This is a genomic window from Furfurilactobacillus curtus (assembly GCF_045862785.1).
Classification (GTDB): Bacteria; Bacillota; Bacilli; order Lactobacillales; family Lactobacillaceae; genus Furfurilactobacillus; species Furfurilactobacillus curtus.
Map to the genome: position 1 here is coordinate 185188 of NZ_BQXO01000001.1, position 17033 is coordinate 202220.

Here is a 17033-nt window from a genome sequence, read left to right on the forward strand (position 1 = left end):
ATTTAATTATTGAGAGATTGGGAGGCGGCCTATGCAAGACCTAACCAGCGGGAAGCCGCTGAAATTAATTTTCTTATTCACTATGCCATTATTAATCGGAAATCTATTTCAGCAACTTTATAATATTTCTGATACTTTAGTGGTCGGGCAGACATTAGGTGTCAATGCACTTGCCGCGGTGGGGTCAACTGGCTCGATCAGTTTTCTGATCATCGGATTCGCTCAAGGTTTGACGGCTGGTCTCTCAATCGTAACGGCTCAGCGATTTGGCGCTCGTGATACAAAAGGCGTCCGCGAGAGTTTCGCGGCAAGTATTTGGATCAGCTTATTTGTGACCATTATTTTGACAGTTTTGTCGTTAGCGTTCGTGCATCCAATTCTTCACCTGATGCAGACACCGAGCGCCATCTATGCAGATGCACAAACATTTATTTCAATTATTTTCGCTGGGATTTTTGCGTCAGTGGCCTTTAACTTGTTATCAAACATGATTCGAAGTTTAGGTGATTCGCGGACACCACTATATTTTTTAATTGCAGGGACAGTTATCAACGTTGTCTTGGAATTAATTTTTATCCTCGGCCTCCATTTGGGGGTTGCAGGAGCTGGTTATGCGACAGTGATTTCCCAGTTAATTGCGAGTGGCTTATGTATTGGTTACATTGTCCGTCAAGTACCGCTCTTACAAATTACACGGCAGGATCTACGTGCGGGATTATCTCAATTGGGCACTCATATTGCGACGGGACTACCGATGGGTTTTCAAATGTCGATTATCGCAATTGGAGCGATCGTTATGCAAGCCGCGTTAAATAGTTTAGGAACGGCTTCAGTGGCTTCTTCAACAGCAGCAAGTAAAATCGACCAAATCGCAACGATGCCAATGGCTTCGTTCGGTGTAACGATGGCAACCTTTGCCGCGCAGAATATGGGGGCTGGGCAGTATGAACGGATTATCAAAGGAGTGCGTCAGACATTGATTTTGTCGGGAACATTTGCCATTGTAGTGGGGGCCGGTGAAATTGTTTTTGGGCGTTGGTTAGTCGGTTTATTCATTAATGGCCACGATGAACAGGTTTTACATTTATCACAAACTTACTTTAATGTGATTGCCAGCAGTTATGTGTTATTATCCGTGCTGTTTATTATTCGAAATACTTTGCAGGGTGTTGGACAACAAGCAATGCCGACATTTGCAGGGATCGCTGAATTGGTGATGCGGACAGCGACAGCCTTCTTTTTAGTGGGTCCATTGGGCTATGCAGGAGCCGTTTCTGCTGAACCGTTGGCTTGGTTAGGCTCATGTTTAGTCCTAATTCCTTCATATATGCGTGCTATTCGGCAGTTACACAACTTGCAATACATGCATGATCAAAACGAAGCTGCGAAACAAACTGAACGGGTGCAAACATCAGCGATACCTGAACACGATAGTTGAAATATTAAGCTATCTTTGGTACGATACACACTCGTATGTACGATAATAACCGCAGCTACTGTGAAGAACGGCTAAGCGGGCTAGGGGTGAAATGAATGGCTGAATTACATGTTGGTGATGTTGTTACGGCGAAGAAATTTGGACCGTTTGAACACGACTTTGGTGGTGAGCTGGAGAAAGTTTACGAAAATTCAGCATTGGTCCTAATCGATGATTACAACGATGGGGATAGCATGACGGTCAGCGAAATGAATCGACGAGCTGTTGTGAAAAAAGATGCGATTAAGGTGATCAAAGCTGCGCCGGTTCCTGAACCTGCCGAAGATGATGACGATCCTGATCAGGATAACGCCTAATCATTTATTAAAGATGTTTCGATTGCTTCATTGCGGTTAATTACTGGCAATGAAGCTTTTTTATCGCCTTTTATTAAAATTAAAATGAGAATCTAGTTGACACAAATCTCATTGTATTATAATATCAGCACAACACAAACATTGTTGCTAACCTGGTTAAACAGAGTCGCTAAGTCGTTGCGTTCAGCGAGTGTCGTCAGATGAAAGGACATCGTGACCGCTTAGTTAAAGGTTTAATGAGTGCGTGGCTTTTACGAGAGTCACCGGGCGCCATCCGCTATCTTGGCACCAGCTACGTTTAGAGGCGTGGTTGGGAGGAATGACTCGTCATTCAAACTAAGGTGGTACCACGTCCAAAAACGTCCTTGGAATCTAATTTGATTCTGAGGACGTTTTCTTTTTATCAACCATTAGGAAAGGGGTCTTTTTATGGCCAAAACAACGCAGACACAACTGAAACGTACCCTAACCAGCCGCCACATCACAATGCTGGCATTGGGTGGTGCAATTGGGGCAGGGCTGTTCAAAGGAAGTGCCAGCGCTGTACATACGGCCGGGCCGTCCGTTATCTTGTCCTATCTGTTAGGTGGCCTGATCTTACTTTTTATCATGCAAGGCATGGCTGAAATGGCGGCAAATAACCCAGGAGCAACCGGATTTTCGGGACTATTAGCCCCAATCCTCGGGCCCTTTGCAGCCTATTTAATTGATTGGGCTTACTTTACCATGTGGTTCTTAGACATTACGGCCGAAGCGATTGCGGCAGCCAGTTTTATCCAAATTTGGTGGCCCCAGTTATCGACATGGTTGATTGTCTTAGTGGTTGCTGTGATAATTTCGGGGGTTAATTTACTATCCGTGCGCTGGTTCGCTGAAACGGAATATTGGTTAGCCATTATGAAAATTACTGTTATCGTATTTTTTATTGTCACAGGATTATTCTTGATTGGTCACAATATGATGACAACACAACATGCTTTTGCCAATCTGACCATACATGGTGGCTTCTTTCCTCATGGTAGTTTTGGCTTTTTAAGCGCGATGTTGATTGTGATTTATTCGTTTGCTGGTTCTGAGCTGATTGGGATCACTTTAGGGGAGGTGCAGGACCCACAAAAGGTAATTCCTCGGGCGGTACATGGGATTATGTTTCGCATCATTTCCTTTTACTTGATTCCATTTTTTATCATTGTTACCTTATTTCCGTGGGATCAATTGACCGACAAGGTGAGCCCGTTTGTGGCAGTGTTTAGGTTATTAAACGTCCCATATGCTGGTGATATCGTTAATTTTGTGATTATCTTAGCGCTGATTTCGTCGATTAATTCTGGTATTTATTCTGCTTCACGGTTGCTGTTTGTTCAAAATCAGCGCAATCGGCGGCAAACATCGATAACCAAAGCGTTAGTCCGTCTAAACAAGCATTCTGTACCATATATGTCTGTTCTAGTTTGCTCAGGATCGCTATTTTTTGGGGTAATGCTATCGTTTTTTATTGGTAATGATTTATTTAATGATCTCGTTGGCTCAATCAGTTACACCATTCTCGTGATCTGGATTCTTTTGTGTCTTGGTCATATCCGTAGTCGACAGGTGGCTTTTGATGCGACCACCTACCATGTCAGTTTTTACCCGCTGACCTCCTACTTTGCCTTAATCTCACTGGTATTAGTTTTTTTCGGTATCTTGTTTTCAACGAGTATCATTGTGACTGGGATAACTGCTTTAATCTATGCTGGTTTATGCAGTTACTACTACTTCACACAACGAGCCAGTCGATATTAAAATCAATGATCGATCTGATGGCGTTTGGTTGCTACGATTGTCATCTCATTCGGTAGTTTCAACCAACTGAGTGGCCTTGAATATGGCTGACTAGTTAGCGTTTGAAAAGGATAAAGTGTCGTCATTTATGGGCAAAAATAAAGACGACCACCGAAGTGATCGCCTGGAATGATCCCAAACGGATAAGTTCAGGACTGATTAAGTGTAGCACAGTGAATGACTTAAGGAAAATAAAAGTTGGGACATTAGAGACAAATCAGTCCGTTAAAATAACGTTTGCATTACTTTTCGTGGGTGATGAAATGAGGAAAAGTCCATAATAAAACATTTGAAATTAAACCAATAAAGACAAAAGGCGGCCACCACAAAGTAATGGCAAGTGATAACAAGTTGATTGCTAAGGAAAGCCACTCTAGAGAGGTGCGGGACTTAATTAGATTAGCATGGCGAGAAATGTGTTCTCGAAGTAGACCAAATGAAACATTATAACAGACAATGTTAACTGCGTATAAAGTTGCCGGCACGTGGGCATTAATGTCGGAGCCCACCCAAGCTGTCGTGGCTGGTAAAATTGATGACCAAAATAGCAAGTTAATGTTAAGCCAAAGGGTTATATTTGTAATTGAGGCCACTTTTAAAAATAAATAATGATGGTTGACCCACATCGTCGAAATTAAGATGAATGAGAAGATATAAGCAAAAAATTGAGGCGCTAGGGCAATTAGGGCATTCAAAGAGTGATCAGTGTTTGGTAAATGAAGTTCTAGCACTAAAATGGTTAGGACAATGGCCAAAACACCATCGGTAAAAGTTTCTAAACGATTTTTAGTCAAAAAAACACCTCTGGATAAACACGTTCACAAGTCAATTTGTTAGTTTAATGTTAGTGAGAGAAGCCGGCAACCATGGTTGAAGGTTGAGAGCTAGATTAGTTATCTGTCCCCAGCACTCGTCTTTTAAACAGAAAAGCCAAACAAAAAGCACTTCATTTAAGAAGTGCTTTTTACACAGCATGATTAAATGATACAAAAAAGCGGGTGACGAGAATCGGACTCGCGACACAAGCTTGGGAAGCTTGGATTTTACCACTAAACTACACCCGCAAACTTTCAACTTATATAGTTTAGCATAGCGTCAAAATTATGTCAGCAGCGTTTCGAAAAAAACTGCAATTTTCTCAAATAATGCTTTATCGATTAACCTCGTTACCAATTTCCATAAACCGTTGGAAAATCCGATTCTTAGTAATTTTACCGACAACTTGTGTTTGATCATCCGGATTAACAACGGGTAGTGAGTCGACTTTGTGTGTTAGCAGTAAGTTACCGACATGAATAATTGATGTCTGTGGTGTTACGGTGATAACGTTAGGCATGCGGGTCATGATCATGCTAGCCAGCATAGCATCAGAATCCGCATTATTAAGGCTGGCACGCAGTAAATCCTTTCGCGAAATGAGTCCTTGAAGGTGATGCTTATTGTCCACAACGTACAATGACCCGACATCTTGCAAGAATAGCTTGCTGACAGCTTCTTGGAGTGTTGTATCGGCTTGTATTTCAGTTGCTGGTAAGAGAATATTAGCGATTTGTGTTTCGTATAGATCATGATATTGCAATTTGGCCATTTGTTGACCAGAATACATGTAACCAACTTTAGGTTTAGCGGTGAGTTCTCCAACCGCTGTCAATAGCCGAAGATCGCCGCGAATGGTGGGTACAGCTAAATTTAAACGATCTGCGATGGTTTCTCCGGTGAGTGGGCTGTTTTCTTTTAACATTTGAATAATGGCTTTTTGCCGATTCGTAAAATTCATGCTGTTTTCTCCGATTATTTATTTGTCACTACTGTTATTATAGGCGGTTATTGGTTGTTTCTCAATATGACGTTATATTTAACTTAAAAACGACTTGGTTACCTTTAGATTGAGGTAGCCGAGTCGTTTTAAGCATGAAGTAATTGGTTTAGATGGTTTGTAAGGTTGGCTCAATTGCGCGCAGATGCGCTTGGGCAGCAGCTAAACGCGCGACTGGAACACGATAAGGTGAACAAGAAACGTAGGTTACGCCAAGCTGCTCAAAGAAGTTGATCGAAGCAGGATCACCACCGACTTCGCCGCAAACACCGATTGGTAAGTCAGGTTTCGTTTTGCGTCCACCATCCACAGCTAGTTGCATCAAAGCACCAACACCGTCGACATCAATTGTTTGGAACGGATCTGCCGGTAGAATGCCTTGTTCTAGATAGGCGGGCAAGAAAGAGCCAATATCATCGCGAGAATATCCGAAAGTTAGTTGAGTTAAGTCGTTAGTTCCAAAGCTAAAGAAGTCCGCAGCTTCGGCAACTTGGTCGGCCGTTACACAAGCTCGTGGCATTTCCATCATGGTGCCAACAGTGTAGTCGACGGTCCAATGTTGGTCGGCCAAGGCAGCATCGATTTGGTCAACCACGAGTTGACGAACCCATGCCAATTCAGTTTTCGAATCAGTTAGTGGAATCATGATGTGTGGATTGACGATAAGACCCTCTTGATGCAGACGAATGACGGCATTCATAATGGCTTGGATTTGCATTTGATAAATATCAGGAAATGTCACGGCTAGACGATCTCCACGATGACCCAGCATTGGATTAGCTTCTTTTAAAGATGTGACGCGAGCACGTAATTGTTCGGGATCAATTTCGAGTTGATTAGCAACTTGATGGAGTTCGACCTCATCATGAGGTAAAAATTCATGTAATGGTGGATCGAGAAGCCGAATTGTCACTGATTTTCCGTTGGCCAACTGATATAGTTCATAAAAATCATTCTGTTGCATGTCTAATAATTTTGCGAGCGGATCTTTACGGCCAGCAGCGTCTTCAGCAATAATTAATCGGCGCATTTGGAGTAATCGCTCAGGTTTGAAGAACATATGCTCTGTTCGGGTCAATCCGATCCCATCTGCATCAAAGGCCAAAGCTTTTTTGAAATCAGCTGGTGTATCAGCATTGGTGTAAACCCCAAGTTTGGCAGTGGCTTTGGCCCAAACCAATAATTGTGCTAGATTTTCATCTATGGCGGCCTCGGTCGTTGGAAGTTGATCTAGATATAAGTTTCCCGCGGTCCCATCGACTGAGACCCAATCACCTTCATCGATTGTCAACCCATTGACGTGAGCAACCTTTTGGATCTCGTCAATTTGTAACGCACTAGCACCAACGATGCTAGTGGCGCCCATACCACGAGCAACAACGGCCGCATGTGACGTCATGCCGCCTCGCGCCGTGACAATTGCTTCACTGACTACCATGCCATCAATATCTTCAGGCGAGGTATCTTGACGCATTAAGATTACATGTTGATGGGCATTGTCATGGGCCTCTTTGGCAGCAGCAGCAGTGAAATAGACTTGACCACTGGCAGCTCCAGGTGAGGCGGGAAGTCCAGTAGCGATAATTTCATGATCAAAGAGTGACTGTGCTTCGAAGGATGCGTGGAGCATGCTATTGACTAACTCTGGTTGAATTCGCATGAGCGCCTCATTTTGGCTAATCAGACCTTCTTTGACAAAATCAACGACAATTTTCACCGCGGCAGCCGGGGTTCGTTTCCCGTTGCGAGCTTGAAGCATGAACAGCCGACCATTTTCAATGGTGAATTCGACATCTTGCATATCGCGATAGTGAGTCTCAAGAGTATTGGAAATGTCTTGTAATTGATCGTATAGGTGGGGCAGAGTTTCTGCCAAGGTATTCAATGGTTGCGGAGTTCGAATACCAGAGACGACATCTTCGCCTTGGGCATTAAGGAGATATTCGCCAAACAAAACGTTGGCCCCAGTGGCCGGATTACGCGTGAAAGCGACGCCAGTACCAGAACGGTCACCAATATTTCCGAAAACCATTTCTTGAATATTAACCGCTGTTCCTAGCGTATCAGGAATATTATTTTCTTGACGATAAACTTCCGCCCGATGATTATGCCATGAATCAAAGACAGCGGTGATGGCCGTTAAGATCTGTTCATGTGGGTCCTGAGGGAAACGACCAACTGTCGATTGTTCATAGAGGGCTTTAAATTCAGTTACGATCGTCTTTAAGTCAGCAGCTGTGAGATCTAAATCAGATTGGTAATGTTGCTGTTGTTTGATTTTGGTTAAGATATCATCAAAGGCAGATTCGGCAATACCATAAACAACATTGCCAAACATCGCCAGTAGCCGTCGATAACTATCATAAGCGAACCGCTCATTATTTGTTAAACGGGCTAGCGCAATGACGGTTTGGTCGTTTAAACCGATATTTAAAATCGTATCCATCATTCCTGGCATTGAGATGGGGGCTCCTGAGCGTACAGAAACAAGTAACGGGTTCGTCGTACTGTCGAATTTTTTTTCAGTAAGTTGACTTAAATCAATTAAGGCTTGGTCCAGATCATGCAAGAGACTAGACGTTAGTTGATGATGAGCCTGAAAGTCGTGGCAGGCGGCGGTGGTGATGGTAAAGCCACTAGGAACTGGCAGCCCCAAATTAGTCATCTCGGCCAGGTTAGCACCTTTACCGCCTAATAAATCACGCATTGAACGATTTCCTTCAGCAAACGCATAGATTTGTTTCATCACATATCACCTTTCATCGATAAATATAACATAACATTCATGAGCATCATGGTACATTACGATGACTAATATTGCAAGCGCTTTCTTTAGTGCTTTGATGCATTAAAAATTTTGGACGTTGCAATCAGGTTAATGTGATGCGGTTCTTAGTATAAGTATGTCGTGCTATTCGTCCCTGGGTAAAATTTCGATATGACGGATTTCACTAATGGCGACGCTTTGCTTATGACTTAAATAGACATTATTTTCTTGATAGCCAAGTACAGCTCCCGTGATATCAGCCATGAGTTGACCATCGCTACGGTGGGAGAGGCATTGAATGCTGACATGCTGGTGTTTAGTAAATGCTTGTGCCAAGATTTTCGTAATGGTCATGGTGCTTTGTTGTGGCTTGGCAAGGTGGTGTTCATGCTTAATCGCAGCCTCTTTTTTGAGGGCACTTGTATGATCAGAAAGATAATATCCTTGCCATTTAAGCATGCCACGATCGACATAATCATGATCAAAGAAAGCTTGAACAACTTTAGGATCATATTTATAAGGTTCGTTCTTCATCGGCATCTTTCTTTCGTTGAATAATTCGCTGGGAACGTGGCCAGCGCTGACCAGTAAAACCTTTAAAATGTTGCGTAAGTTGCGTATGTTGTTGAACACCATTGATGATGGTTTCTAGGTAGCCTAAATCATGCCGTTCGATTGTATGCAATGGTGTAGATCGGGTACGATGCGCTTTTTGGCGTGATTCAAAAAAGAAATTGTAAGTTTGATCATAAGCATCATCGACGATAAGCAACCAGTAGCGAACCCGTGGTGCACGGACAAATAGGGCGTCAATACGGTTACAGATAAGGTTGAGATCATTAGTCATAAGCATTCCCTCCATTATGGCCACCTACCAGTGTCGTACGATTAATCGCTGTTCCACCAGGTAACGTGCTGCGGGCAAAGATTGCGGACCGAAATCCAAAACGTTCACGCAGATAATCTACCATGGCTTCAAACTGTTCATTTTTTTGTTGACGCTGAGGATCGACAAACAAATCAAGCTGTTGGCCAGTGTTTGGACGTAAGCTGCTGGTATAAACCGCAACATTACGAATCGTTTGTCCTGCCCAGTGATTGTGAAATGCGGTTAATAACGCCGCGACCAATGACTGATTATGGTCGGTTGGTTCAATCCGAATCGCTTGGTGAAAACCGTCACGTCCATCCGTTTTACTAGCTGCATAAGAAAAACCGACGCTAAGGGTGATGCAACCAGCGAGCTGGTGATGGTGGCGTAACCGTGCCCCTACTTGTTCACCGATTTCTTTAATGACGGTTTCGATTTCATACTGATTATTATAGTCACGTGGGAGAACCTGGGAGTTGCCGATACTGGCTTCATGGACAGGGACAAGTTGCCGTAATTGTGATCGATCGATTCCCCAAGACAAGGCAAACAATTGTGTTCCGATCATCCCTAGTTCAGCCTTTAAGGCATAAGGATTGTAATGAGCAAGCTCGACCATGGAATGAATGTCCATTCGCTTAAGGTGTTGTGCAGTGCGCCTGCCAATGCTCCAAACAGCGTCAAGTTTAGTGATCGGCCAAATTTTTTCAGGAACTGTCTGATATCGAATTTCACCAATTAGATCAGGCGCGTGTTTGGCATACAGGTCTAGGGCTAATTTGGCTTGAATCGGGTTTTCACCGATCCCAACAGTCACATAAAGTCCCAGTTCGCGCCGAATAGTATCTTGGATCATATGAGCGACCGCCAAGGGTTGGTCACCAAATAAACGCCAAGAGTGGGTTAAATCTAAAATTGATTCATCAATGGAATAGGGCCACAAATCCTCATCAGCTACAAAGCGTCGATAAATATTATTGATTTGTAAATTACGTTTGATGTATAAATTCATTCGCGGGGGAACGACGAGAATGTCTTCATCTTGCGGTAAATCCCGTTGGCGAGAAACATTGGCCTTTAGCCCATAGCGGCGTTTAGCTTCCGGAGAAGTTGCCAAAATCAACCCGCCATTTGTGTTAGCCTGCTCACTCATAACCACTAAGCACGTGATCAAAGGGTCTAAATCACGCATAGAAGCTTCAACACTGGCATAAAAGGATTTGTTGTCAATCAAAAAGAAGACGCCGTGGGGCTCGTTTTGATCATCGTAATCATACGTTTCGTACATTAAGATCACCTCACTTCGACATAAGTATGTCTTGATGATACAAACGTATGTTCCCCTTTGTCAAGGGGGGACTGTCTTAAAAATATAAACAGCAAAAAAATCCGCTTCGTCAATGAGTATGACAAAGCGGTGAAATGCTTGGGATGGTGATTTAATTGTTGGATTGTTCAACGGCGGCATCGTATTGCTGTTGTAATAGCGTGATTGCAGCAGGTTCACTACGCGGAGCAGTGTAAGGCTTCATGGCTAAACGACGAACCATTGGATCATTGTCACCATAGTGAACGTCAAATAGTTCATGGATACTATCAGTTTGCCCGTAATCATTACGGTCCGCATAATTAAATGAGGCACCATTGATGATGGCGTTTCGCTCCTCAATCGTTAAGTTACGAACATAATTGGGAACGTCAGTGACGGTCGCTAATTGTGCCAATGGAATAACCAAAAAAGTTGGGATGGGAACTGGCGTAATGATGAATTCACTGTGAAAGTTGACTAAACGTTTAAAGTTAGCGGTAGGCAACGCCGGTAAAACACCGCGGGCTAACATTTCAGGCACCTTATTGTGTAGTCGTGATGAACTTGCTTGACTACTAGCTTGACCGTGTCGTCGCGCATCTCGATCAAAATTAATCAGTGCCTCTAAGTCAGTTTGACCAGTTTGTTGAAAATTTTGTCGAATATAGGCCACATTATGCGCATCGATGTAATAACGCAGTTGATGTACGATTCGCGTATTTGAATCATCTAGTGCTAATCCATTAGGAAACGCCGTACGAACCGTTTGCGCTAATTGATCCCAAAAAGCGTCGTTGGGTGCCAACTGTTCAGCAAAGTCACGATCCAAGATTAAATCGCCTGTGGTTTGGCTTAAGTGAGCCCCAAGCGTGGTCAAGACGTGCCCTAATTTATCAGCAGCGGAAAGGGTACTAGCCGCGAATAGTTGCGAGAACAAGGGGCTGCCAGTCTGAACGCTAGCAGCACGCCACGTGTCAAATTGAGTTGTGAGATTGGTATCGTTAACTTGATGCGCAATCTGTTTGGCTAGCGCGGCAATAGCTGCTTCATCCCAATGATCATGATCGGCTAAAGTTACCAATAAGTCGTACGTACCATCCACATAGTTTGGCATGTTTGAACTAGACAAACTAACCGGGGGTTGAATAAAAGAAATTAATGTTTGACGTTGAACCATGGCACAAGCCTCCTGATGTATTAGAACAAGCCTACCATAAAAGTAGTGCACTAGGTGGATTTCAGGCGCTTCATTATTTTTTGAACAAACCACATCCGATTTTTCATAATTAGAAATGAAATTAAAAAGTAGTTTTGTTCATCAGTGTTCCTGCACTGTTTGTGGATGCGCCTTTTCGTAACGATATTCAAAATAGAAATATAAAGTAATGTATAAATAACATAGTGCTGGCACGACAAATGAAAATTGCATGGATCCCGACAGATCAGAAACGATACCTTGAATAGCTGGAACAATTGCGCCACCGATCAGCGCCATTACGATTACGGCACCGGCTGTTTCTGTATGTTGCTTTTCGTGAACTTGATCTAACGTGTGGGTATAGATTGTCGGCCATTCAGGACCAAAGAAAAAGCTGGTCATGATGGCAGCGTAGACTGCAATCATATTTGGAACCGTGAAAGTAACAATTAAGGATAAAACCCCGAGCAACGAATAGGTGACTAAGGTTCCGGTAATTGAATACTTACTCATAAAGTAGTTGGCGATTAGTTTTCCCATGAACCAAGCAATATACGAGTAAATCATGAAGGTTGAGGCCGCGCTATCAGTGATCTTGGGGTTAATGTTCAACGCTAACCGAATCGTGAAAGACCAAACCGTGGTCTGCAGACCAGCATAAATAAATTGGGTGAAGACCCCTTTTTTAAAGCCGCTATTATGCCAAAGATAGCGCAAGGTTTCACTAAGGGTTGGTTGTTTCTCTTCAACCATGGTGTTATCAGCGTTAACTTGAGTGGCTTTTGCTTGTGGCATTGGAACCAGAGCGAAAGCAATTAACATGACTAAAAGCACGATCAGAATGTATTTATATGGGCGCAGCGTTAGTTGCAGCATTTGTTCGCCGTATGCGATTCGTGCAGCACCGTGCATATGAGCCATTTTTGCACTTAGATTACCAACGGCCCCAAAGATTAGAAACTTGCCAAGCAAAATGCCCGTAATATCACCGAGTGGCACCAAAGTTTGTGAGATGTTGAGGCGCAGGGTAGAGAACTTTTTCGGTCCTAACATTGAACTATAGGTGTCACTGGCCGTTTCTAAAAAGCTAAGGCCGATTGCAATCGCAAAAATAGCGACCAAAAACATGCTATAAGTTGCCACACGCGAAGCAGGGAAAAAGAGTGAACAGCCAATAATATAAAAGATAAGTCCGGTCATAATTGCAAATTTATAGCTAGCTTTTTTGATGACCAACGAAGCTGGTATGGCGATCAAAAAATAACCGCCATAAAAAGCACTTTGAACAAAGGCAGTGGCTGCGTCATTAAGCATGAAAACAGTCTTGAATTGGGTAATTAAGATATCGTTTAGGCTAGCGGCTGCACCCCAAAGTGGGAAAATTAGGGAGACCATTAAGTATTGAAAAATTGGTGTTTTGCTTAGATAACCATCGGAAAGTTGTTCCCAACCATGGTTTTTTTTGTTTTTTACTTGAGTTGCCTGCATGGTAATGCTCCTTAATTGATTTTAAAATTTGAGTAAAAGGTTTTACGGGGAAACCAGGCCTAAAAGGTAACTCCAGATTCTAAGATAATATTCGAGTAGGCCGACATTTCACCTGTTCGAACAAAGGCGTGCGTTTGCGCTAAGTCGCGTTTGAGTTCTACGTGTGGTAAAAATACAATCTCAATATCGGGTAATAATGCTTTAATTGCCGTCAGTTGCTTAGGATTAACTGTTTTTATTTCTTCGGCTAAATAAATCTTTTGCACGGCTAATTCGCTGAGAACATTCTCTAACACATCGATGAATCGTGGCAGATCTTTTGTCACCGCTAAATCGATCTTTTTTGTTCCCAGTGGTACAGGCATTCCAGCGTCACCAATGCTTAGCCAATCCATGTGGCCCATTCCAGCAATTACGGTTGATAATTCTGAATTAATGACGGTTGTTTTTTTCAAAATAAGGACTTCCTTTCGATTTGTCAGAGGGTTATAAATTAGACTAATTTGTAAAACGTTTTACTTAGCTCACTAACCAGCATTTGTTTTTGAAAACGCTATTAAAATTAGCATGTCATGTAACCGATTGCAATACTTTTTTCGTATATTTGTTAACGCGCTTGACTAGGAAGATTGTTTAAGAAGATAAACTTTGCGCTTGACATTTACTACCGTCGCTATAAAATAGTAAGTAAATCAAAGGAGGGTGCATTGATGACACCAATGGAAAACATGAGTAACGCAGAGTTAGATGATGTAATTAAGCGTGATGGTAAAGTGATGCTTTACTTTTCTGCAACTTGGTGCCCTGACTGTGCCTTTATTAAGCCAGTGATGCCCGATATTGAATCAAAGTACCGTCAATATCAATGGGTTCACGTTGACCGTGATGCCAACCTTGACTTTGCACAGGAACTTGGTGTCATGGGAATTCCGAGTTTTGTTGCTTTTGAAAATGGTCAAGAAATTGGTCGTTTTGCTAATGCCGATCGGAAAACACGACAAGAGGTTGAACAATTTATTGACTCCGTTGAAAGTCAACCTGCCTAAGTTAGAATTCGTTAATTCCAGCGTGATCACTTATTAAGTGATCACGCTTTTTTAGTGAGCGTTGGATGAAAGCTGATTGAAAAATGACAAAAGTGTTAAACTGGAAAGATGCTTAAGGAGGGTCTCATGTTTTTAACGATGAATGATGGTGTTAAATTAGCCTACACTGATCAAGGAACCGGTCAACCGATTGTGATTTTGACTGGCTTTGGTGGCGCTAAGGAAATTTGGCATGCACAGATTCCTGCGTTATTGGCCGCTGGGTATCGGGTTGTCAATGTCGATGCGCGTAATCAGGGACAATCACAGCATACTGTTAAAGGCCGCCGGATTAGTCGGCATGGGATGGACCTAGCGGAAGTGATCCAGCAATTAGAGCTTAAGCAAGTTGTTTTACTAGGCAATTCAATGGGCGCCGCCACAATCTTTGCCTATTTATCCTTATTTGGCGATGCAAATGTTGCTGCCGTGATTGATATTGATCAGAGTCCCAAGATGATTAACACACCAGATTGGCCATATGGTTTCAAGCAGGCAACATGGACCGATTATCCGGATTATTTCCGGATGCCTTTAGGGCCATCAACCTTCAAACATATTGATGACGAAACATTTGCATTAGTGCAGGAGGCTGCTCAAAGGGCGCCCTTTGATGCAAAACTAAATGAACCATTTTTGTTTGATCATGCTGCGGCAGACTGGCGGGATGTTGTTGCTCAGCTGAGCAAACCATTGCTGATATTGGCCGGTGCTCAGTCACCATACTTTAACCCGGATTTTGCGCCTGTAACTGCAGCAATGGCAGTTAAGGGTGAGGCTAGAATGATTCAACAGGCCGGCCACATTGTGATGGCCGAACAAAGTCAGGCGACTACTGAAGCAATCCTGTCATTTTTAAAACGTGTTTAACATCTTTGAAGAAGCGACAAAATAAACCTAGGTGATTGCCCGAATAACTTTGTTGGCAATCACCTAGGTTTATTCAGCATGTTTAATAATGCAGGAAAGCTAATCTTCCCAATGGTCAACCAATGTAAAGGTCACATTATTGCTACCGGAGACTAATTTTGAAACAGGACAGCGTGATTCAGCCAATTCAAACCAGGCTTGAGCGGTCTGTCGATCAACCTCATCGGTAGGAATATAGACGGTGACATCGACGAAAAATTGAAACCCATGGGTGTCGTGTGCTTGATCAACATCTGCTTTTACTTTAGTGCGATGTTCATAACCATCACGTTTTTCAATTGCTTCAAGTGTCGCATTAAAACATGTTGTTAGTGCAAGGCCGAGTAACTGTTCCGGATTAGTTCCTAAATGGTCGTTACTAGTGGTATTAATTTTCACGTCAATTTCATCCGCGCCCACGGCATAAGCATGGCCGATCAGACCATCTTCATTGATGAGCGTTGTGTGATAGGTTGTTCGTGGACGTTGAGATTTATCCATAATGATTTGATCCTCCCAGTGTTTTTACCAAAGTTAATTAGCTCTAGTTTAGCGAGTTGAAAGCGATTACGCAATTAATTTGAACGTCTGTGGCTGGATTAATCACGATAAAAAAGCGTAAATAGATATTTTTAAAAATGCAAAAACAGGTGACTTAATTTGCATTATTTAAAAATAACGGTATAGTTACACTGTAAAATTAAATCGGAGGCTTATAGATGGCAGATCAGTTAGATGAAGTTTTGAAGTTACACGCGCGTCATAATGGTGTGTTAGGAATCGAGTCAGAAATGGCTGTCAATAATCGCAGTGATTTAGGAAAAGCGTACACGCCCGGGGTGGCAGCCATTTCCAAACTGCTTGCAAAGGATCCGAGTTTACGTGATCGTTATACGCTCAGCGGTAAATTAGTCGCTGTTGTTTCAGACGGCTCGGCGGTCTTAGGCTTAGGCAATATTGGTCCGGCCGGCTCTTTACCCGTGATTGAAGGTAAATCGTTACTATATAAAGATTTAGCTGGTGTGAACGCTTTACCATTGTCGGTTGCGCAGGTATCAACGGATGAATTCGTGGCGACAGTTAAGAACATTGCTGGTAGTTTTGCTGGAATTCACCTTGAAGATATCGCCGCGCCGCGCTGTTTCGAAATTGAAGCGCGTTTAAGTCAGGAATTAGATATTCCTGTCTATCATGATGACCAAGAGGGTACTGCAGTGGTGGTTATGGCTGGCTTGTTGAATGCAGCCCGGGTGGTTGGCAAGGACTTCCATAACTTACGAGTTTTAATTAATGGTGCTGGCGCATCTGGGATTGCAACTGCTCGTTTGTTAGCCGCTGCGGGAATTAAACAGATCACCTTAGTCGACATCAATGGGGTTATTACGCCGGATGATCAGCGAGCTAATGCCTATCAACGTCAATTAGCTGCTCAATTAGGGTCTCATGTGAACGGTTCCACCTTGTCGCAGGCGATTATTGGCCAAGATGTTTTCATCGGCTTATCAGATGCCAATGTCCTCAGTGCAGAAGCGGTCCAAACGATGGCAGATCAGCCAATTATTTTCGGCTTGGCTAATCCCATACCAGAAATTGACCCTGACGTTGCTCAAAAGGCAGGCGCGGCAGTAATTGCGACTGGTTCTAGTCAATATCCTAATCAAGTCAATAACATCTTGGTCTTTCCGGGCTTATATAAAGGTCTTTTAAGTAGTGGGCTAAAAAAGGTGAGTCTAGAACTAGAGACCAACGTTGCCAATGCGTTAGCTAATATGGTTCAGGAGCCAAAATCAGAGCATATCGTACCCGGCGTATTTGATGAAGGCGTGGTAAAAACGGTCGCTGAAGCGGTGGTGGATTTTGCAAAGGCTAACGCGTAAGCTTAAGTTAAACTTGTGAGTTTTTCAGCCACCTTTTCTATAATTGCGGCTGTTTGCTATTAGCAAGTGATTCAAAGAAACGCGAGGACATCATT

Annotated in this window: 16 protein-coding genes and 1 tRNA gene; 6 read left to right on the plus strand and 11 right to left on the minus strand. The window is 43.0% G+C overall.

The features are described 5' to 3' along the window. Positions 1-31 precede the first annotated feature (31 nt). The 3 genes from ACKTR2_RS01095 to ACKTR2_RS01105 all read left to right on the plus strand — a co-directional run bounded on the left by ACKTR2_RS01095 (position 32) and on the right by ACKTR2_RS01105 (position 3579). The gene (locus ACKTR2_RS01095; protein ID WP_407882187.1) at positions 32-1438 is read left to right on the plus strand and encodes an MATE family efflux transporter; all 1407 of its coding nucleotides are present in this window, start codon (positions 32-34) and stop codon (positions 1436-1438) included. Positions 1439-1533: 95 nt separating this feature from the next. Continuing rightward, positions 1534-1794 carry a DUF2187 domain-containing protein gene (locus ACKTR2_RS01100; RefSeq protein ID WP_407882188.1) on the plus strand — a complete coding sequence of 87 codons (261 nt, stop codon included), beginning with the start codon at positions 1534-1536 and terminating at the stop codon, positions 1792-1794. A 429-nt stretch (positions 1795-2223) separates the two neighbouring features. Beyond that, a complete protein-coding gene (locus ACKTR2_RS01105) occupies positions 2224-3579 on the plus strand; it encodes an amino acid permease (RefSeq protein WP_407882189.1) in 1356 nt (451 codons plus the stop codon). 281 nt (positions 3580-3860) lie between these two features. On the opposite strand, the gene ACKTR2_RS01110 is transcribed toward ACKTR2_RS01105, so the two are convergent. The 10 genes from ACKTR2_RS01110 to rbsD form a co-directional block, all read right to left on the minus strand. Then, positions 3861-4412 (minus strand): TMEM175 family protein, encoded by a 552-nt coding sequence (locus tag ACKTR2_RS01110; RefSeq protein ID WP_407882190.1) that lies wholly within the window; start codon positions 4410-4412, stop codon positions 3861-3863. Between the two features lie 199 nt (positions 4413-4611). Next, positions 4612-4682, minus strand: a tRNA-Gly gene (locus ACKTR2_RS01115). Between the two features lie 86 nt (positions 4683-4768). Beyond that, positions 4769-5395 carry a helix-turn-helix transcriptional regulator gene (locus ACKTR2_RS01120; protein WP_407882191.1) on the minus strand — a complete coding sequence of 209 codons (627 nt, stop codon included), beginning with the start codon at positions 5393-5395 and terminating at the stop codon, positions 4769-4771. 148 nt (positions 5396-5543) lie between these two features. After that, entirely contained in the window at positions 5544-8180 is a 2637-nt protein-coding gene (gene ppdK / locus ACKTR2_RS01125) for a pyruvate, phosphate dikinase (protein ID WP_407882192.1), read from the minus strand. Between the two features lie 165 nt (positions 8181-8345). Further along, positions 8346-8735, minus strand: coding sequence for a hypothetical protein (locus ACKTR2_RS01130; protein ID WP_407882193.1), 390 nt, complete (start codon positions 8733-8735; stop codon positions 8346-8348). Beyond that, positions 8716-9048, minus strand: coding sequence for an acetyl-CoA carboxylase (locus ACKTR2_RS01135; RefSeq protein ID WP_407882194.1), 333 nt, complete (start codon positions 9046-9048; stop codon positions 8716-8718). Before ACKTR2_RS01135 ends, ACKTR2_RS01130 begins: the two co-directional genes overlap by 20 nt. Further along, positions 9041-10360 (minus strand): Y-family DNA polymerase, encoded by a 1320-nt coding sequence (locus ACKTR2_RS01140; protein WP_407882195.1) that lies wholly within the window; start codon positions 10358-10360, stop codon positions 9041-9043. Before ACKTR2_RS01140 ends, ACKTR2_RS01135 begins: the two co-directional genes overlap by 8 nt. 151 nt (positions 10361-10511) lie before the next feature. After that, a complete protein-coding gene (locus ACKTR2_RS01145; RefSeq protein ID WP_407882196.1) occupies positions 10512-11558 on the minus strand; it encodes a DUF3114 domain-containing protein in 1047 nt (348 codons plus the stop codon). 141 nt (positions 11559-11699) lie between these two features. Further along, complete coding sequence (gene fucP, locus ACKTR2_RS01150) at positions 11700-13067, minus strand: L-fucose:H+ symporter permease (RefSeq protein ID WP_407882197.1); 1368 nt, start codon at positions 13065-13067, stop codon at positions 11700-11702. 59 nt (positions 13068-13126) lie between these two features. Beyond that, positions 13127-13522: a D-ribose pyranase gene (rbsD, locus tag ACKTR2_RS01155; protein ID WP_407882198.1), complete on the minus strand. Its 396-nt coding sequence runs from the start codon at positions 13520-13522 to the stop codon at positions 13127-13129. A gap of 255 nt (positions 13523-13777) precedes the next feature. Here rbsD and ACKTR2_RS01160 point away from each other — a divergent pair, with 255 nt between their 5' ends. Both ACKTR2_RS01160 and ACKTR2_RS01165 read left to right on the plus strand, forming a co-directional pair. Then, complete coding sequence (locus ACKTR2_RS01160) at positions 13778-14113, plus strand: thioredoxin family protein (RefSeq protein WP_407882199.1); 336 nt, start codon at positions 13778-13780, stop codon at positions 14111-14113. A gap of 126 nt (positions 14114-14239) precedes the next feature. Next, positions 14240-15022, plus strand: coding sequence for an alpha/beta fold hydrolase (locus ACKTR2_RS01165; RefSeq protein ID WP_407882200.1), 783 nt, complete (start codon positions 14240-14242; stop codon positions 15020-15022). 99 nt (positions 15023-15121) lie between these two features. On the opposite strand, the gene ACKTR2_RS01170 is transcribed toward ACKTR2_RS01165, so the two are convergent. Beyond that, a complete protein-coding gene (locus tag ACKTR2_RS01170; protein WP_407882201.1) occupies positions 15122-15562 on the minus strand; it encodes an OsmC family protein in 441 nt (146 codons plus the stop codon). 218 nt (positions 15563-15780) lie between these two features. Here ACKTR2_RS01170 and ACKTR2_RS01175 point away from each other — a divergent pair, with 218 nt between their 5' ends. Next, positions 15781-16938 carry an NAD(P)-dependent malic enzyme gene (locus tag ACKTR2_RS01175; protein ID WP_407882202.1) on the plus strand — a complete coding sequence of 386 codons (1158 nt, stop codon included), beginning with the start codon at positions 15781-15783 and terminating at the stop codon, positions 16936-16938. The last annotated feature ends 95 nt before the right edge of the window (positions 16939-17033 follow it).